The organism is Exiguobacterium sp. s123, assembly GCF_018617075.1.
Lineage (GTDB): Bacteria > Bacillota > Bacilli > Exiguobacteriales > Exiguobacteriaceae > Exiguobacterium > Exiguobacterium profundum.
This window is the reverse complement of record NZ_JACSJL010000005.1, coordinates 1-23,913: the sequence shown is the minus strand read 5'-3', so window position 1 is coordinate 23,913 and position 23,913 is coordinate 1. Positions and strand designations below refer to the sequence as shown.

Genomic DNA, 23,913 nt, shown 5'->3' with positions numbered 1-23,913 from the left:
ATGATAAAATGGTGGAAAATGTCAGTTAAGGGGATGGAAACATGAGACGATGGGCGATATTCGGATTAAGTGCACTTTTACTCGCGGGTTGTACAGATACGGTGGCAGACAATCCAACCCCAATCGAATCACCCGATGAACCCATCACCGAATGGACGCGTGAGGACTTTAAAGACGTCTATGACCAATACGAACAAACGAAACCGCTCCTTACTGCCCTTGAACAACAAGGAATCAAACCGTTTCGGGAGACGTTCGAACGGGTCATCATCGCAGGCAACGGCCTCGAGCATACGTATGCGGATATTTACCCATTCAAGCTCGATGACGGGACGTATGCTACCATTTTCGACAGTCAAGACGGAACGGTGATCAATGGTTCTGAGTCGGTCGCTCCGCTATTCTGGCAAGAGGAATCTTTCCTTCAATACGTTGAAGAGATTGAAAATCGGAAATTCGGTACAAGTGCCCCACCTACCGATGTCGTCCTCACGCAGGATGAATTCCAAACGGTCTATGACCGCCATGCCTACACGTCAGCTCTCCTCGTCGAACTCGATGAAGCGGGCGTCGAACTTGCACGGGAGCCAATCGATGATGTGATCATCGCCGGGAACGGCGTGACTGAAGTCACTGCCGACTTGTTCGTATTCGATGTCGAGAGCGGGTATGCCATCGTATATGATCAGGACGGAGAAATTTTAAAAGGCCCCGAATCCATCTCACCGCTCTTTTGGAACGAGAAGAACTATGAGGACCTGTTAGCCAAGAATGAGGGATAATTTCGCCCCTTTTCCGATTTTAGCTATGCTATACTCAAATCAATAAACGACCACTAGGGGAGCCTTCGGGCTGAGACGGCATTTGCCGGACCCTTTGAACCTGATCTGGCTCATACCAGCGTAGGGAAGTGGCTTGGGATACGTCTCTGTATGTCCACGCCATTTTTCCGTCTGGAAACGTGGCGTTTTTATTTTGAAAGGAGACTATTCATGCGTATTCAACAACTCACTTGGATGGCAATGCTCGTTGCCATCGCCGTCGTCGGTTCGATGTTCATCTCGATTCCTACAGGTGTCGCCCGCGCTTATCCGATTCAACATATGGTGAACGTGATTGCCGCAGTCACCGTCGGTCCAATCGGAGCCGTTCTCGTCGCTTTCGTCACCGGACTCATTCGCGTCATGACCGGTACAGGATCACTGCTCGCATTCCCTGGTGGCATGATTGGCGCGTTTCTTGCCGGCATGTTCTTCGTTCGCACGAACCGCGTCTATGCGGCCGCTCTCGGAGAAATCATCGGGACTGGGGTTATCGCTTCGTTGATTGCCGTCCCGTACGCAAAACTGTTGATGGGTTCGACGTTCGGTGCATTTTTCTTTGTCCCGGCGTTCCTTGCCTCTAGTTTGACGGGTGCGCTTCTCGGTTGGCTCGTCTTGTCGCGTGTCAAACAGTTGCGACCGAGCGTACTCAAATAAAAGCTCCCTTTTTGGATGAAAATGGTAAACTATAGACAACATCTATAGAGGAGGGGTTTTATGTCTCGTTTCAATCAACTTGTAGCGGGTGGTATTTTGTTGTTTTTGTCCGGACTCTTATATACGCTCGAACGCATCGCACTCTACATACGTTGGTACGCCGAAATCTCAACCGGGAGCTGGTTGGAAAAACCGACGTTTGTCGATCCATTTCTCCAAAACTGGTTCGTTACCTTGTTTCTCTTTGCCGCTATCCCCTTCTTCTTGGCAGCTATGAATGTCACGCAAAAAACAAGTCCATCCGAGAATCCGACCGACTCATGACGGTCGGTTTTTTGTATGATAGACCCAAATCGCTTCACCGTTCCATTCATCAATTAAGCCACTGTCGAAAAAGCCGTTCTTCGCATAAAATCGTTTCGCGGCTTCATTCTCTTGATGGAGACTGAGGATGATATCATCCACGTCGTATTGTGTCTGGATGAATTCCACTGCCATGCGTAGGCACTTCGTTCCAACGCCTTTCCCCTGTTCGTATTGATCAATCATGAAACGGTCGAGCCACACGTAACGTTCTGACTGGTTCTCCGCTCCGACCATCATAAAGCCAACCGCTCGCTCGCCTTCATAAAATGCAAAGCTCTGCCAATTGTATTTCGTATCCTCAATCATCTCTCGAAGGGATTCGGCATTCGTCTCGATGAATCGAGATTGTTTCTCGTCCACTGTCAGGGCGATGACCGCCTCTCGATTGACTGCATCAACCGGTTGAATCGTGATTTCATTTACTTTTATATGTTCACCTCATTCTTTTTTTAGTCCTTTTCTCTCTTTCATACGCTTTCTCCCGTAAAAAGTTTCTTCTCCCGTATCTTCGAAAGCATGCATTCGTTACACTAGACGTACGAGACCCGGATGGACATACGATCAGCCTCATCTCAGAAGAATTGACTTCTCCGTTCCACCGTGATCGAGTGAAAGATTTGCAAACGAAAGGAAACAACCAATGAAACAAATCCATCATATCTGTATCCAAACCCCGGATTATGCCGCATCGAAGTCATTTTACGAAGCGCTCGGTTTTGAACTCGTCCAGGAGTCGCCAAACTTTCATACGCGTGACTTCAACAGTTGGCTCAAACTCGGTGATTTTTATATTGAGCTCCAGACTGCTAAAACAGATGAAACGTTACAAGACTACTCGAAACATGTGGCCGGTCCCGTCCATTTCGCCCTCTATGTAGATGACCTCAAAGCGGAAGTCGCACGACTCGAACAACTCGGCGTCACGTTTTTACCGAAGCACGGTGGCAACATCTACTTCGTCGTCGATGGACATTTAAGTAAATTAAAAGCACCGGAAGGAACCATCATTGAACTGCGTGATACGTTCGAGATTACATAATCAGAGCTTCACAGTTATCTAACAAAACCAGGTCCATGTTTGCATGGGACCTGGTTTTGTTATGCACTCTTAAAGACATAGATGTCCTATTTGAAGTAAAACGAATATATCAACTCGGTCATGAAAGCTCACGATTTTTTCTAAATGACCGTTGAAGTGAAATGAATTGTGCGACCAGAAGTAACCCATTTGAAAGAAGTGTCATTGCTAACAAGTCCACCCAAGAGTAAATCACTACACCTGTCACCTTTAATGCTATTGCCACTCCAGCAAACAAAACAGCAAACTTCGATGTGGAACCAATCAGTTTCCTTAGTTCGATTTTATATTCAGATTTCTCAACAACGTTTGTATACTCCATACCTGAGAGAATATAGCGAATCCATACATAGAGACTTAGAATTGCTATAACACTCAATAAAATATATGAAGACTCAGTGTTGAATATACCTGAAAATCTATTCAATAGAACGACTACTCCCAAAAATCCAATGAACAAAACGAAAGCCTCGGCTATAAAGTACAACATCCGCCTTTCTTTATATTCGTCATTTGGTAAAAACATTGTGACCCATGATTCTTTCATCTTTTACTCCTCCCAGAATAAATCATTTAACGTGACGCCCAGAACCCTCGCAATGGCAATACAGAGTTTCAAAGAGGGATTATATTTATTCGATTCGATCAAACCGATTGTCTGTCTAGTCACACCGATCGCCTCTGCCAAATCGGTTTGAGTAAGATTCTTTTCTACTCGATGTTCTTTTACTCTATTTCCCATGTCTGTCTCCTAATTTAGTTGCGCAATACCTAAAATGTAATATATATATTCCATTAACGCAATATATATATTACATATTTTTGATTACGAATGAATCTCCATCACACTTTCTACGTTTTCTCTGTTCATAAGAAAGGAAAGGATACAGTAACTACATTTTGAGTTAGGAGATCACTAATGAAATATCTCGATTATTGGAGCTACTTGTCACTCTCTCTGGCAAAGCTCTTCTTTTTTAGCTGGTTGACCGCGACGGCGTTCGACTTCTCATTCTTCCTCATCAATTTGGCGACGATTTTGCTCCTGACGAGTTGGGCACTCGCCGTGTCTTATCCGATCCGCCGATGGATTTTATACGTTTCTCTGTTCCTGCATAGTACCCTGCTCGTCTCGGACGTCTGGTACTATCGCTATTTTGAAGACTTATTATCCGTCGCCTTACTATCTGATATCGGGCAGATGGGAGATGTCGGGGGTGGCTTCTTGACGCTCATCCGCCCAATCGATGCGTTCTTCTTCATCGACCTCATCATCTACGGTTTGATTTTGCGTTATATGAAACGTCATCCTGTCCGTGAAGGGAAACGAAACGGAAGACGATTGGCGCTCGCTGGCTTCACACTCGGATTTCTTCTCTTCACAATCCCGCTCACCCTCAGTTATCAGCGTGGAGAAAAGTGGATCGCGGACGACCCCATATCGAATATGCGTGAATACTATCATCTTGGATTTTGGGGCTATCACGCGATGGATGTCGCCCGAGGCGTCGAACGTGCTATGGGATGGAACGAAGCCCTGACAGAAGAAGAGCGTTCTCAAATTCAAGCACTCTCTTATCAAGAATTAAGTGCCCCAAGTCCAGATACGAACGTTATCGTTTTACAACTCGAATCATTCCAAACATCCGTCATCGATCAACAGATTGATGGACAGGAACTGACCCCGAATTTGAACCGACTGCGACGTGACATGTTTTACTTCCCGAACGTGTATCATCAAACGCATGAAGGGCGAACGTCTGATGCAGAGTTCATCGTCAACACGTCACTTTATCCTGTCAAATCTGGTTCCGTCTACACGCGTTTCCCGGGAAATCAATTCAGCGCGCTCTCTCAATCCTTGAATGAGGCGGGCTACGATACGGCAGCCATGCATTCGTTCCGAAAAGACTTTTGGAATCGCGATGACTTTTATGACAATATCGGGTTCAATCATTTCTTTAGCGACAAAGACTACCCCGATCAAGGCATCATCGGGATGGCACTCAACGATCAGGAATTCTTAAATACGTCGGTCGGATTTATGGAAGAGTTGGATGAACCATTTTACGCATTTTTAGTCGCTTTAACGAGTCATACACCGTACGATATCCCGGAAGACGAGAAGCGGTTGGACCTATCTGATATCGACGATCCCCTTCTCGAAAACTATTACCATACCGTTCATTTCGTCGATGCCGCTGTCGGTCAGTTCATCGAACGATTGAAACAAGATGGTTTCTGGGATGAGACGCTTCTCGTCATGTATGGTGACCACGATAGCGGTCTGACGGCACCAGGAGAAGAGATGGCTACCCTCGAAGAAGTGAACTCGACGGTTGACGCGTTTCAACTTGACCGTGCCGTCCCTCTCTTCATCAAACCACCTGGACCGACGACAGGAGAAGTCATGGAGGCGAGTGGTGGACAAATCGATATCGCCCCGACGATTCTCGATTTACTTGGAATCTCTCCAGCATATATGCTTGGCGACTCCTTATTGAATGATACGTCAAATCTAACCGTCTTTCGGACGGGCGCTTTCCGATACGAAGATTATTACTATGAACCAGACTTGACCGAACGTGCTGGTAACGGCACATGCTATTCCATTGAGACGGAAGAACAAGTCGCATTCGATCGATGCGCCCCTTACATCGACCGCGCGGCCAGTCAGCTCCGGCTCTCGGATACCATCATCGAGAAAGATGCCCTCTCGCAAATGAGTCCATGAAAAAACTCCCGAGCTATTTGTTTCGGGAGTTTTGTTCAGTAAGCTTTACGCAATGTCGCGATATCAAGCTTTTTCATGGGCAGACATGCCTGTACGACCTGTTCAATCTGCTCTTGCGAACCTACCGTCATCATCTCTTCCATTTCCCACGGGATGATTTGCCAGGAGACGCCATAGCGATCTTTCAGCCAACCACACTCCTCTGCTTCCGGTACAGCCGATAGCCGCTCCCAGTAGGAATCGACTTCTTCTTGCGACTCACAAAAAGCGATGAGCGACTGGATCTCGTTAAACGAAAATGTATGATTTTCATTACTGTCCATCACGACAAATTCTCGACCGGATAAGACGAAACGAGCATAGTTGATTTTCCCATCAAGCTCGTCCCCGTCTTCTTCCGTGTATCGTACCGTATGTCCGTCCAATACATATGAATCTTTGAAAATAGAGATCCAATCGTTCATCGCCGCTTCAGCATGACCAAAGACGTCCCCGACGAACAAAAAGCATGGGGTCACCGTCTGGATGTCCATCCCGCCGCTATGCATGATTTGCCAGGATACCCCGTGCTTGTCTTTCAACCAGCCATAGCGCGCGCTGAAATCATACGTGTCAAGCGGCATGAGCACCTCTGCCCCCTCACTCAATTCGCCCCAAAGCGTATCCACTTCTTCCGACGTCGGGAACGTGACCATGTACGAGATGGAGGGATTGCGGTCCTTCAACGGACCCGCCCCAAGCAGTTGCAAGAACTGTCCCGACAGCGAGACGGTCACAATCGTCGTCTCACCTGAAGGCGTATCCATCAGTTTCGTCGTATAGTCGATGAACGAATCGGGAAACTTCGAGACGTACCACTCCGCAATCGCTTCGACGTGACTTTCGAACCAAATACACGGGATAATCGATTGGGTAATCATTAGATTTCCTCCTTTCAGACTTCACGTAGACGATACACGTCTCTCACGGCGAGCAATGTCTCCACTCGTTTCCGGTACGCCTGATAATGGGCTGAATGGATATGCGCGTCGAGCGCCGTCTCGTCCCGATATTTCTCATAGAACACGAACGTGCCCGGGGCATCGATTGACTCATGGAGCACATACGTCAAACATCCTTCTTCTTGTCTCGATGGGGAAATGACTTCATCGAGCGCTTGCCTTAACTCTTCCTCTTTCCCCGGATATGCCTTTAATACAGCGGTAATCACGATTTCCATTGCAAATTCCTCCTCCGTTTTACATGAACGCAATACTTTTCCCGTTTTAGAAGAGATGTATACGCAAATGGACACGCCGATTTGTAAAGGCGTGTCCATCGTTTAGACGAGTTCGTTCGCAATCTCGTTCAGTTCTTCAATTTGATCTTTCAACGAAGCTAACGCTTCTTGTTGTGAAATCGTCAACACATGAACGTCTTGGCTGTTCGTTTCGAGTGCCATCGTCAACGCCGTCATATCACCCGTCACTTGATGGACTTTGTGTAATTCTGCGGCGGCGATTTGGAGCTGACTCGACGTCTCATCTACTGTTCCTGCGACCGTATTTGTCGTTTGAATCATGGAAAGGATCGACGCCCCACTCTTACGGACTTGTTCTTCCTGCGTCGATAGACGTTCTGTACTGCCATCGATGGCACGTTCCGTCACTTGTACCTCTTGCATGACGAGTTGGATAATGTCATTAATCTGAGCTGATGCTTGTGCCGTTTGAGCGGACAAATTTCGAATCTCCGTCGCGACGACGGCAAACCCTTTTCCGTGTTCACCTGCTCGTGCCGCCTCAATTGAAGCGTTAAGAGACAACAAGTTCGTCTGAGACGAGATTTGCTGAATCGTATCCGTGATGGTCCGCACTTCTTGGAAACGCTCCGCCAATCCTTTAAAGGCTAGATTCACTTCACCGATACTTAAGTTCAGCTCAGCAAGCGACCGTTCTGTCGAATCCATATTGTCATGTGATAGTTGAGCGTCTTGTAAGACACCGTTCACGTGCGAGGTTGTTTCTTGAAGCTGTTGTTGCATCCGTTCAAACGCCTGTACAGTGGATTGAATTTGTGAGGCGACATTCTGAATCAAAACTGCTTGTTCAGACGTTCGTTTTGTCATCGAACCAATTTGGGCCGTGACTTGTTCTGAGGCGTTCGTGACGGAATCAACGGAATCATTCATTGTAAATACCGCGCCATGAAGCATTGTCGCACTCGCTGTCGTCTTCGCCATGGTGAGTTCGACCTCACTCGCATGCTGTTCAGCTTGTTGTTGTTGTGTAAACGTCTCGTGTAATAATTTTGCCCCAAAGAAAGAAACGAAGTAGGCGCCAGACAAAGCCATTGTGAGCACAGTGAACCAAATGACGAGATCGAGCGGCGTTTCAAATGAAAAGCGCCCAATCAATACAGCTCCGACCGATACGATAAGCGCGAGAATGCTGCCGTACAGCACAAGATGCCGATTCAAGTACATCAACATCAATACGATATACAGAAAGACGATATTTTGAATCGCAGTACCTGGCAGCGTCAAGATAATTGCTGAAGCTGCAATGTACATCAACGTGACGAGCCCATACTTCAACCAAGTATGTTCCACATAGAAGCGATGGCCCAGCCATGATGCGGCTTGAATGACACCACCTATCAGAATAAAATTGACTGCGCCTTGCCCCGCGAGCTCCCCCATCCAATACAAAACACCCATGATCGGATAAGAAAGGAAAAACAAAATGATTATCATCCGCGATACGAGTAACGAGCTCATTTTCTCAAAATGATTTACCATGATTGTTGCCTTCTTTCAATAAAAGTAAGAGTCTATATGTATTTATCGGCACATGCCGAAAATTTTTAAGTCCATTTCTCGCAGTTTTGTATTGACTCAACAAATAAAAATAGGACAACATATGCCAGCATTCGCTGCACTTGTTGTCCTCTGAATCCCTCACAATTATCTATCTTCAACTTTCCGTTTAAATGGCCACCATACCCCGTCCCCGAAGGAGACGGTGATTGCCGGGATGAGCAGCGGTAACACAATCAAGCCATACAATAACAAACCGGTGATGACGATTGTCGCGATCTGGACGAGACTGAGCACGCCTGACGGAATCATGGCACCGAACGTCCCAGCGAGGATGACCGCGGCGGTCATAATGACGGTACCCATCTTCGTCATCGAGTGGATGAGCGCCTCACGGACCGTCTTCCCATTGATTGTTTCTTCTCGGAATCGATCTAACAAGAAGATGGAGTAGTCAATTCCAAGGGCAATCAACATGACAAATCCAAAGAACGGAACGGCCCAGCTAATCCCGTCATAGCCGAGTCCTTCTACAAAGATTAGCTCTGTGATCGCCGCTGACGTATAGTACGTCAAGAGAAGCGAAGCGATCATATAGAGTGGCATGATCATCGAGCGGAACAGTGCTGTCAAGACGATGAACAACGTCACGAGCATGATGGCTACCGTTCGATTGAAATCATTCGTCGATGTTTCATTTAAATCGCTATTGATACTTGAGATCCCGGCATATCCGATGGTCGCATCCGCATACGGTGTTCCCGTCACGGCACGATTCATCGTCTCTTTGATTGTCTCAACGGTATCAATCGCTTCTGGCGAATACGGGTCCATCTCTAAGACGACCTCGAGCTGAGTCGCCATTCCTTCATCGAAGACATATCGTTCGACTGCAGGTGAGAACGCATCTGATGTGAGCGTCCCTTCCGGAAGATACACACCAGTCTCCCGAAGCGCATCTGCTTCACTCAACTGTTGTAAGAACGAAACGACTTCGCCGAGACCAGACTCAATTTGTCCTAGCCCGTCGTTCGCTTCCGCGACACCTGTCGCCAGTTGCGCTAACCCGCTACCAAGTTCACCGACCTGAGAACCTTGTGCATTTAATGCGGACGCCGCTTCGTTGATTCCTGACTCAATTTGTGTGAGGCCAGCTGATACTTGACCGAGCTGTCCGACTGCGGCCGGGATGTTTTGAGTCGCTGTCAATCCTTGCCCAATGAGACCAAGTTGACCATTCAACTGATTTAGTCCCGCTGCTGCTTCTGCAAGCGGTGCCCCAGCATTGGTTGAACCGCTTGGTAGTTGTCCAACAATCCCGTTCAATCCTTGCTCAATCTCATCCAATCCAGTTTGAACATCCCCGAGACCCGTCTGCGCTTCAGACAAGCCATCGCTGACTTCACTGAGCTGCGTATCGACATAAAAATCGTCGATGACTTCACCAGTAGGACGTGTAAGCGCACGGACACCATTCACACCTTCGACTTTTTCAAGCTCACTTGCAAACTTTTCGATATAGGGAACTTCTGATTCTGTAATGGCTTGATCTTGTCTCAAAATGACTTGTACCGGAAGGGATTCCCCTTGACCGAACCCTTCTGAGATCAAATTCAGTCCACTAACCGAATCGTACCCGTCTCCAATCTCATCGACCGTATTGAACGAACGGGCATCGTCATATGTGAATAAGACAGGTACTGTAATCAACCCGACGACCAAAATCGATACGAACGGGCGATTGACCGACAATCGGCTCAAACTAGCCCAAAGCTTGCTGTCATGATGCTCGCCTGCCTTTTTCGACGGCCAAAACAGTCGCTGTTTGAGCGTCGCCATAAAGAATGGGACGACCGTGAAGAGAATCAGCAGCAACACCGCAATCCCGACTGCGACGGCGACCGCTGATTTAAAGATTGGAAAATCAGCAAATCCGATGGCGGCAAAACCGACGAAGACCGCGAGTCCACTGATGAGGACCGTCCGTCCTGCCGTCTTGTACGTATTGACGATGGCGTCTTCGATGGCATGCCCTGCACTGAGTTCTTCTTTATAACGGCTAAGAAGCAGGATACAGTAGTCTGTCCCAATCCCGAACAAGATGGCGACAAGGAAGATCTGCGTGTAGTTGGACACCGGGAACCCAAACCAATCCACAAAGAACGCGACAAAGGATTGGCTCAACAGATACGTGAATCCGACCGCAATGAGCGGGATGAACGGGGTCACGATGGAACGGAAGACGAGAAGGAGTAATCCAAAAATCAACACGACCGTGATGATCTCTGTCTTTTTCAACCCTTCCTGGGCACTTAAGTTCACATCATTGTTAATGATTTCTTCCCCGGTGATATATACTGTCTCCTCTTGTGGGAGCACGTTTTCACGGACATCATCAGCAAACGCATTGATTTCTTCCGTCGTACCTTCTACCGTGATGGGGACGAGGACGATGCGTTCGTCTTCTGAGACGAGCTGTGCCTCTGTCTCCTCGTTTTCGAACGGATCGAGAACATCTGTCACGACCGTTTCATTTTGTTTAAGTTCTTCGATGACACGCGCGACATCTGTTCGCTCTGTTTCGCCAATCGTCTCGAACTCGTAGACGAGCGAGATGGTCTTGTCACTTTTCCCAGCTTCATCTAAAATCTCTTGTGCGCGTTGTGAGTCCATGTCGTCCGCAAGTTGGAAGCTCCCTGCCTCTTCTGCTTGTTTCGTTAAGTTCGGTGCTGCGACAAATAATGCTGCCGTCAATACGATGAGGGAAATGAAAATTCCCCAGCGCCATTGAATGATTTTATGCATGTGTTATTCCTCCCCGATTCGGAGCAATTGCTTTATTTTTCGGAACGTCCGAACAAACTGCTCGATTTCAATTTCGTCTACTTCTCCATCGATGAGGGATTCCACATATCGATAGACGGCACCGTCCACTTCTTCGACGAGCCGTTTCCCTTCTGGGGTCAATTCAATCAATCGTTCCCGTTGATCTTGTCCTCGTCGACTCGTGACAAGTCCTTTTTCGACCAACTTTTTCAGGCGATTCGAGACCGCGCTTTTATGGACACCTTGTTTTTGCGCCAATTGCCCAGCCGGAGTTGGTCCAAACTGATCGAGTAACTTCAACAGTTGGAGCTGTTCACGCGAATACTCGCGCCATACGTTTCCCTCCATCGCTTCGATGACATGTTCCGTCCCATGGAACATCACTTCTTCAAACAACTGCACCGCTTCACGCATCAATGCTTTCATTTTTAGTTTACCCCCTAAACTAGATGGTTATAGTTTATGCCCTAAACTAAATGGCGTCAAATAAAAAGACCGATAAGCGATGCCCTTATCGATCCATGTTCTTTTCGATGGTTTCTGCCACACGTAACCCAGACAGATAGGCACTTTCGAATCGCGTTCGTCCGGATGGATCATCAGCTTCAAGGAAGACGTCCCCTGCTAAATAGATGGGATGATGGCTTACTTGATAAAACGGCTCATGCCATACGTCTTTCGCTTGGGCGTAACGCCAACGTTTCAATTGCCGTGATTGGATGTCGAGGTCTCCGACTTCTTCACGCACTAACCGCTCTATTTCAGCAAGTGTCTCTGCTTCCGGTCGCTCATACCACGCCTCACTCCACGCCTCTTCCATATAGACACTTACGAGTGGTGTCGCAGAGATTCCTTTTTGGCGATTATCGACGATTTTTAATACACCGGGTACCAGTTCTTGATCGAGAATACCGTCTGCTCCAATCTGTACATCTCCGGCACATTCAAAAAGACCCACGAACGTCGGCGAATATACGAGACGAAGTAGCGCGGGCTTGATCTGGTCGACCAAACTCCCTAGTAGTTCGAATGACTGTGGAAGCGGTGCCGTCATCACGACTTGATCATAGGAACGCGTCGTCACGTCTGTCTTGACTGTGACGGTTCCGTCTTCTTCCAGTTGAACGTTCTCCACTCGTTCATTCAACTGTACGGTCAAATCTTCAGCTAAACGCTTAGCGAGGGCATTCATCCCATTAATCGCGACATAACATGGATAAGGGTCGGCATACCAGACCCGCACCCAGTTCGCATTCATCCACGACTGTACCTCTCGTTCGAGCTCTTCTCCACGCACCGTGAAATAAACCGCTCCATGGTCGGCTCGTCCATCACCGATTCGACGCGTCGCCAAGCGTCCCCCGACGCTTCGACTCTTTTCAATCAGTTCAACGGCATGACCTTGACGCACGAGTTCACGCGCTGCGATGATTCCGCTCAGACCGGCCCCGATGATCCCAATCTTCATTCCGCATTCCCCTTTCTCTTCATGAAGATTGTAGCACGTTCCTTCAATTTACCCTCTGTTTGATATGCTTCAGGCTGGCTTGTTCCATTGTTCGTCGTAAGCCCGACGCGTATCTTCATACATGACAGCGAAGCGCGAAACGACGAATGGACGAATGAGAACCGTCGCAATCGATAGGGAGAATGCAGCAAGTAAAACCGAATTGACGACCGTAAATAACGTGAAGCCAATCAAATAAATCGGGATGAACGGCAAAATTAGTTTAAATGCGTCCCACTTCTGACCATGCATCAGCGCGCGTGACTTCGTGATCGATTCTCTGACCGATAATGCTGGCTCATCTCGCAAAATAAAGTACGTGAACGCGTAAGAGAAGAACTTCATGATTCCTGGAACAATGAACAATAGTGTCCAAAGCGTCTGGAAGATGGCTAGTAGGATGACTGCAGTCACATGCTTACCAAATCGTTCTTTCATCGGTCGAAATACATCACGGAACTGCGCGTCTTGTCCGCGAATGATTGAAAGAATGACCCAGTGATACCCAATGATGATTGGATATAGCATGAAGGATACAACAATTGTACTTAAAAGGAATACAATCGCCTGTACTGAATCGGCTTTCGCCCCGTAAAGTGTCGGATCGAGCAATGCACTAGATTCTAATATAACGGCACAGAGAAACGACCAGATTAACAGTCGACCTCGTTTCCCATTAATTGCTTCGTGTGTCCGTTCTGTCCATGTTTGAACCATTTTCTAGTCTCCCCCTGAATGATTTATCTTATATACGCTATATCGTTCAAATACGTTTCATGTTCACACAAAAAAGCAGAGATTCACTCTGCTCGTTCGTCCGCTCGATATTCTAGTATGTCCCCCGGTTGACAGTCGAGCGCTTCACAAATTGCTTCGAGCGTCGAAAAACGAATCGCTTTCGCTTTTCCATTCTTTAAAATCGACAAGTTCGCCATGGTGATCCCGACCCGTTCCGACAGCTCTGTCACACTCATTTTCCGCTTCGCTAACATCACATCTAGATTCACAATCATCGCCATTTTTCTCACCTCAGACCGTCAAATCGATTTCTTGTTTCATATCGATGGCTCGCTTCAATAATTTCTGTAACAACTCAGCAAAGACGGCAATGACAAATGCGGCGAAGACGAAGACGAATCCGATGACTAAAAATCCTGGCGAGTCGTCACGCTCAGCGAACCAATAGAAGAACGGGAGTGTCGCCATATAGATGGCCGTGATGGTCAACGCACAATATTTAATGACACGAAGTGCTTTCACCGACCGATAGGAGAATGCCTCATTCCGATCAATCAATCCAAGTAAGATGAATGACTGTGACAAGGCAACGAAAAAGGGAATCGCTGCTACATACATCCCTCCAATAATCGGTCGCATCGAATTCGCAATCCATCCTCCGCTCTCCACCGCCTCTCGCCAAAGGAAAGGGAGTAAAAAGATACATGCCGCGAGAATCGGGAGCGACAAGACAATCACTGCTAGTTTCAAAAAGATGGTTTCCCGTTTCATCTGCCAAACACCTCATTTAGTTTTATTTTCTTTATCATATGCCACGATTTATCGTTTATCAATAAATATTTAATGAAAAAAATAGACCACGAGATGTACTCGAGGTCTATCACATTCATTTCATTGCTTCTAATTCACTTTCGGTCACCCATTTATGGTTTGTGACCTTTTCCCCGTCTTCGGTCGTGTAATCAACCATGTAAACGGTCGTCTCTTCCGCTGTATCGATTGTCGCTTCTGCGCCGTCCATCCCTTCCATATGGTCGGCGGCCAATACGACCTCATCCCCTTCAGACAACGGTTCCTCATCTGGATTGTCCAATTCTTCGTGAATCACCCATTTGTGATCTTCTACCGGGTCACCGCCTGTTGTCGGTGTATAGCTGACGGCGTAGACCGTCGTATCATAAGCACCGACAATCGTGGCCTCCACACCTTCCATTCCTGGCATGTGATCCGCTGTCATCATCGCGGTTGATCCGACTGGAAAAGTCGGATCACTGGCTTCCATCAGCCCGTCTGGAACTTCTCCAGACCCGGAGTGATCCATCGCTGAATGGTCCATGCTTTGCTCTTCTGACATCTCCATCGATGTGTCGTCCTCTGCCGTATCCCCACAAGCGGCCAATGATGTCGCGAGAATCACGACACCGAGACCTGTCATCCATTTCTTCTGTTTCATCAAATCTCTCCTTTGTTCATACTCATGTAGATTTTACCCCCTCTTTTGAAGAAACAGACGTTTTTGAGAACATTGCGATGATTTGTTAACTCATTGCAACAAAAAAGACCAAAATCCCGAAAGATTTTGGTCTTGGACATTATTCAACCGTTACAGACTTCGCCAAGTTACGTGGCTTGTCGACATCACAGTCGCGAGCGAGTGCTGCATAGTACGAGATGAGTTGAAGTGGAAGAACCGTCACGAGTGGCGTGAGAAGTGGTTCAACACGTGGAAGAACGAATGCGTCGTTCTCATGCTCCATTCCTTCCATTGAAATCGTACATGCGATGGCACCACGCGCCACAACTTCCTTGATGTTTCCACGGATGTTGAGGTGTGTGTGTGGTTGAGACACGAGCGTGATGACCGGTGTCCCGTCTTCAATCAAGGCGATCGGACCGTGTTTGAGTTCCCCACCTGGGTACCCTTCTGCTTGGATATATGAAATCTCTTTCAGCTTCAATGCGCCTTCGAGACCTACATATGAATCCAATCCACGTCCGAGGAAGAATGCGTTACGTGACTCTTTCAAGAACTTATCTGCAAGCTCTTCAAAGATTTCTTTTTGTGCCATGATCGAGTCCATTGTTGTCGCAACGAGTGCAAGTTCTTGCATGAGATCAAACGGTAGTTTCTTCCCGTTCGCACGAGCGATGTCGTATGCGAGAATTGCGAGGACGGCAATCTGTGCCGTGTATGCTTTCGTCGAGGCGACCGCGATCTCTGGTCCTGCGTGGAGGAGCATCGTCTCGTTCGCTTCACGTGACAATGTCGATCCTGCCACGTTCGTTAACGTGAGCGCTTTATGGCCCAATTTTTTCACTTCGACGAGGACGGCACGGCTGTCCGCTGTCTCACCTGATTGTGAGATGAAGAGGAAGAGTGGCTTCTCTGTCAAAAGTGGCATGTTGTAACCGAACTCTGATGCGACGTGTACTTCAGTCGGTACACCTGCAACGCGCTCAATCAATTGCTTCCCGACAAGACCAGCGTGGTAACTTGTACCACATGCGACGATATAGACGCGGTCTGCTTCCGAAACGAGTTCACGCACGCCTTCTGCGAGCTCGATGTCGCCGTTCTCGTTCTGGTAGTGCTGGATGATGTTACGGATGACGGCTGGCTGTTCGTCCATCTCTTTCAACATGTAGTGCGCGTACGTGCCCTTCTCGATGTCTGACGCATCGATCTCGGCCGTGTATGGTGCACGCTCGAGTACTTCGCCGTCGAGCGTCTTGATCGTCGCCGACTCACGTGTGAGGATGACGATCTCACCATCGTGGAGCTCGAGGTACTGGTCTGTCACCTGGAGCATCGCCATCGCGTCTGATGCGACGACGTTGAACGTGCCGTCACCAAGTCCGACGAGGAGCGGCGACTTGTTCTTGCCGATATAGAGGCGCTCTTTGTCCTCTGAGTCGATCATCGCGATCGCGTACGAACCGTGGAGGTCCGAAAGCGTCTTACGGAACGCCGCCTCGACATCGCCGAGCTCGACGAAGTGCTTCTCCATGAGCTGGACGATGACTTCTGTGTCCGTCTCTGAAAGGAACGGGACGTCGAGCGTCTTCTTGATGAGCTCGTCGTTCTCGATTACGCCGTTATGGACGAGCGTGAAACGTCCAGTCGTGCTTTGATGCGGGTGGGCGTTCGGCACGCTCGGTACCCCGTGTGTCGCCCAACGTGTGTGGCCGATTCCAATCGTGCCGTCTACTTCTGCTGGGATGATTTCGCGTAGCGCAGCAATGCGACCGACTTCTTTGTGAACGTTGACATTCTCATGCATCAACGCAAGACCTGCCGAGTCATAACCACGGTACTCGAGTTTTTCGAGACCTTTGAGAAGGACTTCCTTCGCTCCGGTATTCCCAATCATTCCTACAATTCCACACATAAACAAATCTCCTCTATTCTTCGATTTCTCGAAAAAGGAAACGGGCTTTTTCTAAGAGCTGTCAGTACACGCTTCTTTGTCCGTCCGGTCGCCCGGGCGTTTTAAAAGCATGCTTATCGTCGTGACAGGCGACGAGGAGGCATCCGCCGAAATCTCGATAACCTCCAACCTCGTCAACTCCGCAGAGTTCTGGCGCTTGTTCGTACTCTTGTGTCCTTCCGTTTCCAAGGTCACGCTCTTAATAGTACAAATCACACCCCCATTCGTCAAGAAAATCCGCTGTTTTCTCGATGACAAAACGGAAACAAAAAGGGAATCCGATGTGGATTCCCTTGTGTTATTCCCGGTTTCGAAAATTTTATCCGTCTACGCCGTAATCTTCGCGCACGACTTGTGCGATTTTTTCAACGTAACGGTCACACTCTTCCGCTGTCGGGGCTTCCGCCATGACACGAACGAGTGGTTCTGTACCTGATGCACGGACGAGGATCCGACCGTTTCCGGCCATTTCCGCTTCCGCTTCTTGAATCGTTGCCAAGACACGCTCTCCGTTCATCGCATCGTTTTTATTCGTCACACGAATGTTCACGAGCTTTTGCGGATAAACTGGCATCTCTGCCGCTAATTCAGACAGTTTACGCCCTGTCGATTTCACGATTTCTGCCAATTGCACACCAGATAACATACCGTCACCCGTTGTCGAGTGATCGAGGAAAATCAAATGACCTGATTGTTCGCCACCGAGTGTATATTGATGTTTTTTCATTTCTTCGACGACATAGCGGTCACCCACTGCTGTTTGAAGCGCCGTCATGCCCGCTTCTTCAACGGCTTTATGGAAACCGAGGTTACTCATGACCGTCGCGACAATCGTGTTGTCTTTGAGACGCCCTTTTTCACTCAAGTATTTTCCGCAAATATACATGATCTTGTCTCCGTCGACAATTTCACCGTTCTCGTCAATCGCAATCAAACGGTCTCCATCCCCATCAAAGGCAAGGCCCATGTCCGCTCCTTTTTCACGGACGAATTCGGCCAAATGCTCAGGGTGTGTCGACCCGACACCTTCATTGATATTTAAACCGTTTGGCGAGTTTCCGATTGTCGACACGTTTGCTTCTAAGTCTGCAAACAGTCGAGCCGCAAGGCCACTCGTCGCTCCATGTGCACAGTCGAGTGCGATATGAAGACCATCAAAGTCTTCTTCTACCGTTTGTTTCAACATTTGAAGATACTTTTGCGCGCCTTCGTAGTAATCCGATACGAAACCGAGATCTTTACCTGTCGGACGCGGGAGCGTATCTTCCGCAGCATCTAAGATGTCTTCAATTTCTTGCTCGGTCGCATCGTCTAATTTGAAACCATCGCTACCGAAGAATTTGATTCCGTTATCCGCCACAGGGTTATGCGATGCTGAAATCATGACACCTGCCGTCGCGTCGAGCGATTTCGTCAAGTAAGCGACTCCAGGTGTTGAGATGACACCGAGACGCATCACTTCTGCACCGATTGAGAGAAGACCCGCAATCAATGCACCTTCAAGCATATGTCCTGAAATCCGTGTGTCACGACCGATCAACACTTTCGGCTGTTCGCCTTCTGGCAAATGTTTCGACAACACGTAGCCACCCGCACGACCTAAACGATATGCTAATTCCGCAGTTAACTCAGAGTTGGCAACACCGCGAACTCCATCTGTTCCAAAATATTTACCCATAAGATTAAATCCTCACTTTTGTATGATTGAACATCTTTATTGAATGGAAGATGTTTCGGTTTCTTCATCGACGCCCGTCAATTGAACATCGATTGTCTTTGGCGAGATCACGGTCACGCCTTTTGGTACTTCATAATCTGCATCGACCGCATGTGTTCCGCTCGGTAATCCAGTCAGATCTAACGTCACGTTGACACTGTTTGATGAGATGCTTTCAAGAAGGGAACGTTTGCCCGAGAGCGTTACGCTGACCACATCTTGCGTTTGAATCGTGAAATTCGTCCGGTCATATCCACGGACATTAATTGGAACGGTCAACCGAATCCGCTCTGTCAATTCACCCGTGTCATCTTTCGTCTCATCATTTGGACGAACGAGCACCTGGACTTCTACTTCTTTTTTACCGAGTGAAGTCGCTCCTTCCGGAAGACGAAGGGTAGCGGTCACTTTTTCCGACTTCGTTAAATCGTCAAGTTCAATCGGTTCTGTCTCCACTTGCTGGAGTTCATCTAGCACCGCTTTTGGTGCAAAGACACGGACTTCCGTCTCACCTAGCAACGTATCAACTAAGCGGAAATCGTCTGCCACCTCTCCGCTCGTGACGACCTCGATTGGAATCATCGCGCTCTCGTCATAAATCGGTACGGTGACATTGATGATATTCGGATCGACCGACACGTTCAACGGATTTCCATTCGCATCTAAAATGGTCGGTGGAATTTCTCGTGTGAACGTCTGACTTTGATTGGCAACATCCACATTCAACGTGATTTCTTTGACGTTTTGAATCCGACTCGCACCACCTGTGACTTTTACAGTCGACGGTTCGATTTCGACATCGCCCGCGACTTTTCCGTCCGGTAATTGATCTTTGTTCAACAGATTCACGGACACAGGGACTTCAATCGTTTGTTTCCGATCGATATAGATTTCGACAGTCTCTCGATCTAGTTTGACATTGACGTCTCCGCCGAATCCACGCGCTTCGACCGGGACACGATGGAATCCGGTGCCAAGATTGGTCAAATCGACGAACACCTGATAATCTTTCACCAATTTCGTCATCGTTAAACTACTAGATGGCCCTTGAAGCTCGACACCCATCTCTTCCGGAACATTATATGCGACATACTGGACCTCATCAAAAAACACTTCGACCGGCACATCGAGCGTCATGGAACTTTGTCCGACGATTGGCAATGCGCTTGAGGCGTTATTCGAAGAACTGGTCTCAGCGACCATTAAGTATAAAAGGACGGCTAAAGCAAGTGCGATGAAGCGGAGAAACCACTTATGTTGTAACCACTGATCAATCACTTACTTATCCCCTCCTTTTTTGCCGAAGAACGAGAGGGTCGCCTCTTTTTCTTCGATGACGAGTTCTTGAATTAATTTATTGCGAAGCGCTTCTTCGTCTAGTTCCCGATACAAGCGGCCCGCGATTGCAAGTGAGACTGCTCCCGTTTCTTCTGAGACGGTAAGAGTGACGCTATCCGTCACTTCACTGACTCCGATGGCTGCCCGGTGACGCGTCCCGAGGGCTTTATCGATGTGCGGACTTTCCGAAAGTGGTAAATAGCAAGCTGCCGCCGCAATCTTCCCGTCCTGAATAATCATCGCGCCGTCATGAAGCGGCGTATTCGGAATGAATAAGTTAATAATCAACTGGGATGTGATATGCGAATCCATACGAATGCCGGTCTCCACATATTCGTTCAATCCCGTATCACGTTCAATCGCAATCAATGCACCGATTCGCCGTTTTGACATGTACTGTGCGGAACTGACGATGGCTTCAATCATTTGTCGTTGTTGCTCCTCATCACTCGTTCCCGTACGACTGAATAAGTTACTCGTTCGTCCGAGATGTTCAAGACCCCGTCTCAACTCTGGCTGGAAAATGATGATGATTCCGAGGAGACCGTACGTGATCACCTGATTTAGCAAGAACTGGAGCGTCTTCAACCCGAAGAAACCGCTCAAGAACCAACTGACTAGAATGATGGAAATTCCTTTAATTAATTGTACTGCTTTTGTCCCACGCACAATCATCATTAATTTATAAATGACATACGTGACGACGACGATATCTAAAACATCATTCAAATAATCGTACCAATGTACGTTTTCTGAAAGATTTAAAAATGAGAAAAATGATACTTGTTCAAGTAGCGGCAAATGCTCCCCTCCTCAACTACCTAGCTAAATCGTGCAAATTCCATTATATCATCATTTCTATAGATACGCATTGCGTCACGTCAAAACGAAACCAGATTGAAACGAAAAAAAGACGCCAGAAGCGTCTTTAGAAAAGTTGTTTTATCGAATACCAAATCCATTCGAACATCTGATCGATCTGTTCGAGTTCACCTGTCACTTGACCGGCACTTGCTAAATAGGCACGACCATTGACGGCTGTCGCGTTTCCATTGACGGTACCTTCAATCCGTAAATCGCCACCTTGGACCGTGATGTCTTTTTCAACCGTGACACCGGCCGGGACAATGACTTCATTCTCAGATACGATCACACCTGGTACTTTTGTATAGGTCATCGTCTCTGAAGCGCTGCTCCATAGTCCGAGTGTCGCACTAGACATCAAACTAAAGAACAGTACGGCCGCAATCAAACCTGGGTGCCGTTGCAACCATAGCATTTGTTTCGAGTGCGGTTTGCGTTCTTTTCGAACCGGTTTTGATAACGGTACGACAGAATCAGGTGCTGTCTGTGCAGGAGTTTCAGGTAAAGCGGCCATCACTCGAGCCGTAAAATCTGCTGATATTTTTGGACGAGGCAATGCTTTCAGTTCTGCGTCGATTCGTTCATATTGTAGATACGATTCATATAATTCATCGTCCTCTAACAATTGACGCAATTCGTCAGATTCTTCGGGCAAAACGCCATCTTCCAAATATTGTTGTACTTTTTCTTCAGGAGTCAATTGAACCCCTCCCTATTTTGAAAGATTGTTTTTAACATTTCTCTTCCCCGGAAGATCCTTGTCTTAACCGTTGCGACCGGCATGTCGATCATCACGCTGATTTCTTTAAGCGACAAATCATCCACATATTTTAATAATAACGGAATGCGATATTTGTCTGGAAGTTGCTTGATTGCCTCATGCATTTCACTTCGAATTTCGCGATGAACCACTTGGGCATCGGGTTGGGGCGCTTCATCAGCTAAGTGGTCTTGATAAGTCAAACCGTCTGTACCCGCAATTTCGGCATCCATCGAATAATCCGGCTTCCGCTTCCTCAATCGATCGATGGCAACGTTTGTCGTGATTCGATAGAGCCATGTTTTGAACTTATATTGCGCGTCATACGTATCGATTCGTGTATAGGCACGAATGAACGCCTCTTGGGCAGCGTCCTCTGCTTCGCCGCGATCATACAAAATTTTATAGGCGATTGCAAAGACGCCATCCTTGTATAGTTCTACCAGTTCGGCAAACGAATCGTGATTCCCCGCCCTCAATTCATCAACCAAACGGGTGGTCAGCCGTTCCATCAATCCACTTCCCCTCTCCGCTACACATGCGGTCATCTCTATATACGTCTTGATATTGAAATGGTTTCAAAAAAATCAAAAAAAGTTTCCATCCCCATTGTAGCAAACGGGTTTGGAAACTGTAAGGAAATCAGACGGTTTCGCCTTCCAATAACAGGTTTTCTTTAGATTTTATAATCGTTTCACATAAGCGATAGGCCAACTGAGCCGTCACGTCATCCCGGTCTAATGCCGGATTTAACTCGACGAGCTCTACTGCGATCAAGTCTTCTGCTTGCATCGCTTCTTTTAAAATCGCTTTGGCTTCGACTTCTGTTAAACCGCCGTCAACCGGTGTACCTGTTCCAGGAACGAGGGATGCATCGAGACTATCCATATCGAAACTGATATAAAAACGGTCTACTCGTTCACGAAGATAACTTAATGACTCTTTCATGATGACATCCACGCCACGCGTACGTACTTCTTCTACTGTAATGACTTTGATGCCGAGTCGATTGATTTCATTCATTTCTCCTTCATCGATATCACGCAGGGCAATATAAACTAAATGCTCTGGTGATAGCTTCGGATCACGTCCGCCCACTTCTGTCAGACGCACGTCGCCCATCCCCATCGCTGCCGCAAGTGGCATTCCGTGAATATTCCCCGATGGTGATGTTTCGCCTGTATTCAAGTCAGCGTGAGCATCCACCCAAATGACTCCATAAGGACCTGTTTGAGCCAATCCAGCAAGAGTACCGATTGCCATACTATGATCGCCCCCAACGATCAAAGGGAATCGATTTTCTGAAATCTCACGATGTACGACTTCTGCTAATTCCGTGACGGTATGCAGGACACCATCGACCCGTTTTAAATGTTCTTCATTTTCTCGAATTTCAGATTCCGGCAAGACACGAATCGTATGTTTGACCGTTCCTGTTGGAAGGAGTTGTTGCATCCCCATTTCATTTAACTTTGTCGGTCCTTGATCGACCCCTAATTTCCCCTGACCGTAACGCAGCGGCACGTGAATATATGACCATTGCATCGCCATTCCCCCTTTATACGCTTGATAGTTAAATTGTAAACGCCATCATTTGTTTGGTTCAACTCGGCAGAATGATGAATAAACATGCAAAAAGGCAGCCTGAATGGTGGCAGGCTGCCTTTCTCTGTACTCTCAATTGAATGGTTCATGGTTTTAGGCAAAAAAAAACTTAAGTCATCACTAACTTAAGAAAAAAACATATGGTGGAGCCTAGCGGGATCGAACCGCTGACCTCCTGCGTGCAAGGCAGGCGCTCTCCCAGCTGAGCTAAGGCCCCGAAACAGGGATAAGAATATGGAGCGGAAGACGGGATTCGAACCCGCGACCCCGACCTTGGCAAGGTCGTATTCTACCACTGAACTACTTCCGCAAAAAATGGTGAGCCATGCAGGGCTCGAACCTGCGACCCTCTGATTAAAAGTCAGATGCTCTACCAACTGAGCTAATGGCTCAAACCTGGTGGGGGGGGGCGGATTCGAACCGCCGAACCCGAAGGAGCGGATTTACAGTCCGCCGCGTTTAGCCACTTCGCTACCCCCCCGAGGAGTGCCGGCGAAAGGATTCGAACCCTCGACCCTCTGATTACAAGTCAGATGCTCTACCAACTGAGCTACACCGGCATATATAGGTTTGATGTAATAAATAAAGATGGTGGAGGATGACGGGATCGAACCGCCGACCCCCTGCTTGTAAGGCAGGTGCTCTCCCAGCTGAGCTAATCCTCCATATTGGTGACC

Annotated in this window: 25 protein-coding genes, 6 tRNA genes and 1 riboswitch; of the genes, 5 read left to right on the top strand and 26 right to left on the bottom strand. The window is 47.8% G+C overall.

All coding sequences use genetic code 11. From position 1 onward, the window contains the following. Positions 1 to 41: 41 nt before the first annotated feature. The 3 genes from KNO72_RS09655 to KNO72_RS09645 all read left to right on the top strand — a co-directional run bounded on the left by KNO72_RS09655 (position 42) and on the right by KNO72_RS09645 (position 1,802). Positions 42 to 782 (top strand): hypothetical protein, encoded by a 741-nt coding sequence (locus KNO72_RS09655; RefSeq protein ID WP_214758001.1) that lies wholly within the window; start codon positions 42 to 44, stop codon positions 780 to 782. A gap of 45 nt (positions 783 to 827) precedes the next feature. Next, positions 828 to 926: riboswitch (TPP riboswitch) on the top strand. 66 nt (positions 927 to 992) lie between these two features. Beyond that, complete coding sequence (gene thiW, locus KNO72_RS09650; protein WP_078147846.1) at positions 993 to 1,478, top strand: energy coupling factor transporter S component ThiW; 486 nt, start codon at positions 993 to 995, stop codon at positions 1,476 to 1,478. Positions 1,479 to 1,538: 60 nt separating this feature from the next. Then, the gene (locus KNO72_RS09645) at positions 1,539 to 1,802 is read left to right on the top strand and encodes a hypothetical protein (RefSeq protein ID WP_047794733.1); all 264 of its coding nucleotides are present in this window, start codon (positions 1,539 to 1,541) and stop codon (positions 1,800 to 1,802) included. Here the strand turns inward: KNO72_RS09645 and KNO72_RS09640 are convergent. Continuing rightward, positions 1,797 to 2,252 (bottom strand): GNAT family N-acetyltransferase, encoded by a 456-nt coding sequence (locus tag KNO72_RS09640; protein WP_371815851.1) that lies wholly within the window; start codon positions 2,250 to 2,252, stop codon positions 1,797 to 1,799. The two genes, KNO72_RS09645 and KNO72_RS09640, sit on opposite strands and share 6 nt — an antisense overlap. A 232-nt stretch (positions 2,253 to 2,484) precedes the next feature. Here KNO72_RS09640 and KNO72_RS09635 point away from each other — a divergent pair, with 232 nt between their 5' ends. After that, on the top strand, positions 2,485 to 2,883 hold the full coding sequence (locus tag KNO72_RS09635; protein WP_074035381.1) for a VOC family protein: 399 nt from the start codon (positions 2,485 to 2,487) through the stop codon (positions 2,881 to 2,883). Positions 2,884 to 3,001: 118 nt separating this feature from the next. Here the strand turns inward: KNO72_RS09635 and KNO72_RS09630 are convergent, their stop codons facing one another. After that, positions 3,002 to 3,469, bottom strand: coding sequence for a hypothetical protein (locus tag KNO72_RS09630; RefSeq protein WP_078147848.1), 468 nt, complete (start codon positions 3,467 to 3,469; stop codon positions 3,002 to 3,004). Between the two features lie 3 nt (positions 3,470 to 3,472). Then, entirely contained in the window at positions 3,473 to 3,664 is a 192-nt protein-coding gene (locus KNO72_RS09625) for a helix-turn-helix transcriptional regulator (protein ID WP_031421892.1), read from the bottom strand. A gap of 177 nt (positions 3,665 to 3,841) precedes the next feature. On the opposite strand from KNO72_RS09625, the gene KNO72_RS09620 reads away from it, so the two are divergent. After that, complete coding sequence (locus KNO72_RS09620; RefSeq protein WP_214730162.1) at positions 3,842 to 5,656, top strand: LTA synthase family protein; 1,815 nt, start codon at positions 3,842 to 3,844, stop codon at positions 5,654 to 5,656. 35 nt (positions 5,657 to 5,691) lie between these two features. On the opposite strand, the gene KNO72_RS09615 is transcribed toward KNO72_RS09620, so the two are convergent. The 23 genes from KNO72_RS09615 to KNO72_RS09505 form a co-directional block, all read right to left on the bottom strand. Further along, on the bottom strand, positions 5,692 to 6,576 hold the full coding sequence (locus KNO72_RS09615) for a VOC family protein (RefSeq protein WP_214730161.1): 885 nt from the start codon (positions 6,574 to 6,576) through the stop codon (positions 5,692 to 5,694). A 14-nt stretch (positions 6,577 to 6,590) separates the two neighbouring features. Further along, on the bottom strand, positions 6,591 to 6,875 hold the full coding sequence (locus KNO72_RS09610; RefSeq protein ID WP_074035366.1) for a putative quinol monooxygenase: 285 nt from the start codon (positions 6,873 to 6,875) through the stop codon (positions 6,591 to 6,593). A gap of 102 nt (positions 6,876 to 6,977) precedes the next feature. Further along, on the bottom strand, positions 6,978 to 8,435 hold the full coding sequence (locus KNO72_RS09605) for a methyl-accepting chemotaxis protein (protein ID WP_214757999.1): 1,458 nt from the start codon (positions 8,433 to 8,435) through the stop codon (positions 6,978 to 6,980). Positions 8,436 to 8,600: 165 nt separating this feature from the next. Then, positions 8,601 to 11,258 carry an MMPL family transporter gene (locus KNO72_RS09600; protein WP_214757997.1) on the bottom strand — a complete coding sequence of 886 codons (2,658 nt, stop codon included), beginning with the start codon at positions 11,256 to 11,258 and terminating at the stop codon, positions 8,601 to 8,603. 3 nt (positions 11,259 to 11,261) lie between these two features. Then, on the bottom strand, positions 11,262 to 11,705 hold the full coding sequence (locus KNO72_RS09595; protein WP_214757995.1) for a MarR family winged helix-turn-helix transcriptional regulator: 444 nt from the start codon (positions 11,703 to 11,705) through the stop codon (positions 11,262 to 11,264). Positions 11,706 to 11,790: 85 nt separating this feature from the next. Beyond that, complete coding sequence (locus KNO72_RS09590) at positions 11,791 to 12,747, bottom strand: NAD(P)/FAD-dependent oxidoreductase (RefSeq protein ID WP_214757993.1); 957 nt, start codon at positions 12,745 to 12,747, stop codon at positions 11,791 to 11,793. A gap of 69 nt (positions 12,748 to 12,816) precedes the next feature. Then, positions 12,817 to 13,503 carry a DUF975 family protein gene (locus KNO72_RS09585; protein ID WP_214757991.1) on the bottom strand — a complete coding sequence of 229 codons (687 nt, stop codon included), beginning with the start codon at positions 13,501 to 13,503 and terminating at the stop codon, positions 12,817 to 12,819. Positions 13,504 to 13,586: 83 nt separating this feature from the next. Then, entirely contained in the window at positions 13,587 to 13,805 is a 219-nt protein-coding gene (locus KNO72_RS09580; protein ID WP_012727632.1) for a helix-turn-helix domain-containing protein, read from the bottom strand. A gap of 10 nt (positions 13,806 to 13,815) precedes the next feature. After that, positions 13,816 to 14,295, bottom strand: a complete 480-nt coding sequence (locus tag KNO72_RS09575) for a DUF2975 domain-containing protein (protein ID WP_078147856.1) — start codon at positions 14,293 to 14,295, stop codon at positions 13,816 to 13,818. 115 nt (positions 14,296 to 14,410) lie between these two features. Then, positions 14,411 to 14,977, bottom strand: a complete 567-nt coding sequence (locus KNO72_RS09570) for a YdhK family protein (RefSeq protein ID WP_214757989.1) — start codon at positions 14,975 to 14,977, stop codon at positions 14,411 to 14,413. A gap of 139 nt (positions 14,978 to 15,116) precedes the next feature. Next, on the bottom strand, positions 15,117 to 16,913 hold the full coding sequence (gene glmS / locus KNO72_RS09565) for a glutamine--fructose-6-phosphate transaminase (isomerizing) (RefSeq protein ID WP_078147858.1): 1,797 nt from the start codon (positions 16,911 to 16,913) through the stop codon (positions 15,117 to 15,119). A gap of 358 nt (positions 16,914 to 17,271) precedes the next feature. Beyond that, positions 17,272 to 18,630 carry a phosphoglucosamine mutase gene (glmM, locus tag KNO72_RS09560; RefSeq protein ID WP_078147859.1) on the bottom strand — a complete coding sequence of 453 codons (1,359 nt, stop codon included), beginning with the start codon at positions 18,628 to 18,630 and terminating at the stop codon, positions 17,272 to 17,274. Positions 18,631 to 18,666: 36 nt separating this feature from the next. After that, on the bottom strand, positions 18,667 to 19,947 hold the full coding sequence (locus KNO72_RS09555) for a CdaR family protein (protein WP_214687697.1): 1,281 nt from the start codon (positions 19,945 to 19,947) through the stop codon (positions 18,667 to 18,669). Next, on the bottom strand, positions 19,948 to 20,808 hold the full coding sequence (cdaA, locus tag KNO72_RS09550) for a diadenylate cyclase CdaA (protein ID WP_012727638.1): 861 nt from the start codon (positions 20,806 to 20,808) through the stop codon (positions 19,948 to 19,950). Between the two features lie 127 nt (positions 20,809 to 20,935). Continuing rightward, positions 20,936 to 21,571, bottom strand: a complete 636-nt coding sequence (locus KNO72_RS09545) for an RseA family anti-sigma factor (protein WP_214757987.1) — start codon at positions 21,569 to 21,571, stop codon at positions 20,936 to 20,938. Continuing rightward, on the bottom strand, positions 21,568 to 22,143 hold the full coding sequence (gene sigW / locus KNO72_RS09540; protein WP_214757985.1) for an RNA polymerase sigma factor SigW: 576 nt from the start codon (positions 22,141 to 22,143) through the stop codon (positions 21,568 to 21,570). Before sigW ends, KNO72_RS09545 begins: the two co-directional genes overlap by 4 nt. Before the next feature lie 130 nt (positions 22,144 to 22,273). Next, complete coding sequence (gene rocF / locus KNO72_RS09535; protein ID WP_214685188.1) at positions 22,274 to 23,176, bottom strand: arginase; 903 nt, start codon at positions 23,174 to 23,176, stop codon at positions 22,274 to 22,276. A gap of 201 nt (positions 23,177 to 23,377) precedes the next feature. Beyond that, positions 23,378 to 23,453: transfer RNA gene (locus tag KNO72_RS09530), tRNA-Ala, on the bottom strand. 18 nt (positions 23,454 to 23,471) lie between these two features. Continuing rightward, a tRNA-Gly gene (locus KNO72_RS09525) sits at positions 23,472 to 23,546 on the bottom strand. 6 nt (positions 23,547 to 23,552) lie between these two features. Then, a tRNA-Lys gene (locus KNO72_RS09520) sits at positions 23,553 to 23,628 on the bottom strand. Between the two features lie 5 nt (positions 23,629 to 23,633). Continuing rightward, positions 23,634 to 23,717 (bottom strand) — tRNA-Tyr (locus tag KNO72_RS09515). A 6-nt stretch (positions 23,718 to 23,723) separates the two neighbouring features. Beyond that, a tRNA-Thr gene (locus KNO72_RS09510) sits at positions 23,724 to 23,796 on the bottom strand. A gap of 29 nt (positions 23,797 to 23,825) precedes the next feature. Then, positions 23,826 to 23,901, bottom strand: a tRNA-Val gene (locus KNO72_RS09505). Between the last annotated feature and the right edge of the window lie 12 nt (positions 23,902 to 23,913).

Bases quoted from the DNA above. Each gene is read 5' to 3' on its own strand.
- KNO72_RS09590 (WP_214757993.1), bottom strand. From the start codon at position 12,747: ATGAAGATTGGGATCATCGGGGCCGGTCTGAGCGGAATCATCGCAGCG.
- thiW (WP_078147846.1), top strand. From the start codon at position 993: ATGCGTATTCAACAACTCACTTGGATGGCAATGCTCGTTGCCATCGCC.
- KNO72_RS09655 (WP_214758001.1), top strand. From the start codon at position 42: ATGAGACGATGGGCGATATTCGGATTAAGTGCACTTTTACTCGCGGGT.
- glmS (WP_078147858.1), bottom strand. From the start codon at position 16,913: ATGTGTGGAATTGTAGGAATGATTGGGAATACCGGAGCGAAGGAAGTC.
- KNO72_RS09630 (WP_078147848.1), bottom strand. From the start codon at position 3,469: ATGAAAGAATCATGGGTCACAATGTTTTTACCAAATGACGAATATAAA.
- KNO72_RS09625 (WP_031421892.1), bottom strand. From the start codon at position 3,664: ATGGGAAATAGAGTAAAAGAACATCGAGTAGAAAAGAATCTTACTCAA.
- KNO72_RS09605 (WP_214757999.1), bottom strand. From the start codon at position 8,435: ATGGTAAATCATTTTGAGAAAATGAGCTCGTTACTCGTATCGCGGATG.
- KNO72_RS09585 (WP_214757991.1), bottom strand. From the start codon at position 13,503: ATGGTTCAAACATGGACAGAACGGACACACGAAGCAATTAATGGGAAA.
- KNO72_RS09615 (WP_214730161.1), bottom strand. From the start codon at position 6,576: ATGATTACCCAATCGATTATCCCGTGTATTTGGTTCGAAAGTCACGTC.
- KNO72_RS09645 (WP_047794733.1), top strand. From the start codon at position 1,539: ATGTCTCGTTTCAATCAACTTGTAGCGGGTGGTATTTTGTTGTTTTTG.
- KNO72_RS09570 (WP_214757989.1), bottom strand. From the start codon at position 14,977: ATGAAACAGAAGAAATGGATGACAGGTCTCGGTGTCGTGATTCTCGCG.
- rocF (WP_214685188.1), bottom strand. From the start codon at position 23,176: ATGCAATGGTCATATATTCACGTGCCGCTGCGTTACGGTCAGGGGAAA.
- KNO72_RS09635 (WP_074035381.1), top strand. From the start codon at position 2,485: ATGAAACAAATCCATCATATCTGTATCCAAACCCCGGATTATGCCGCA.
- KNO72_RS09600 (WP_214757997.1), bottom strand. From the start codon at position 11,258: ATGCATAAAATCATTCAATGGCGCTGGGGAATTTTCATTTCCCTCATC.
- KNO72_RS09575 (WP_078147856.1), bottom strand. From the start codon at position 14,295: ATGAAACGGGAAACCATCTTTTTGAAACTAGCAGTGATTGTCTTGTCG.
- KNO72_RS09580 (WP_012727632.1), bottom strand. From the start codon at position 13,805: ATGGCGATGATTGTGAATCTAGATGTGATGTTAGCGAAGCGGAAAATG.
- sigW (WP_214757985.1), bottom strand. From the start codon at position 22,143: ATGGAACGGCTGACCACCCGTTTGGTTGATGAATTGAGGGCGGGGAAT.
- glmM (WP_078147859.1), bottom strand. From the start codon at position 18,630: ATGGGTAAATATTTTGGAACAGATGGAGTTCGCGGTGTTGCCAACTCT.
- KNO72_RS09610 (WP_074035366.1), bottom strand. From the start codon at position 6,875: ATGGAAATCGTGATTACCGCTGTATTAAAGGCATATCCGGGGAAAGAG.
- KNO72_RS09595 (WP_214757995.1), bottom strand. From the start codon at position 11,705: ATGAAAGCATTGATGCGTGAAGCGGTGCAGTTGTTTGAAGAAGTGATG.
- KNO72_RS09620 (WP_214730162.1), top strand. From the start codon at position 3,842: ATGAAATATCTCGATTATTGGAGCTACTTGTCACTCTCTCTGGCAAAG.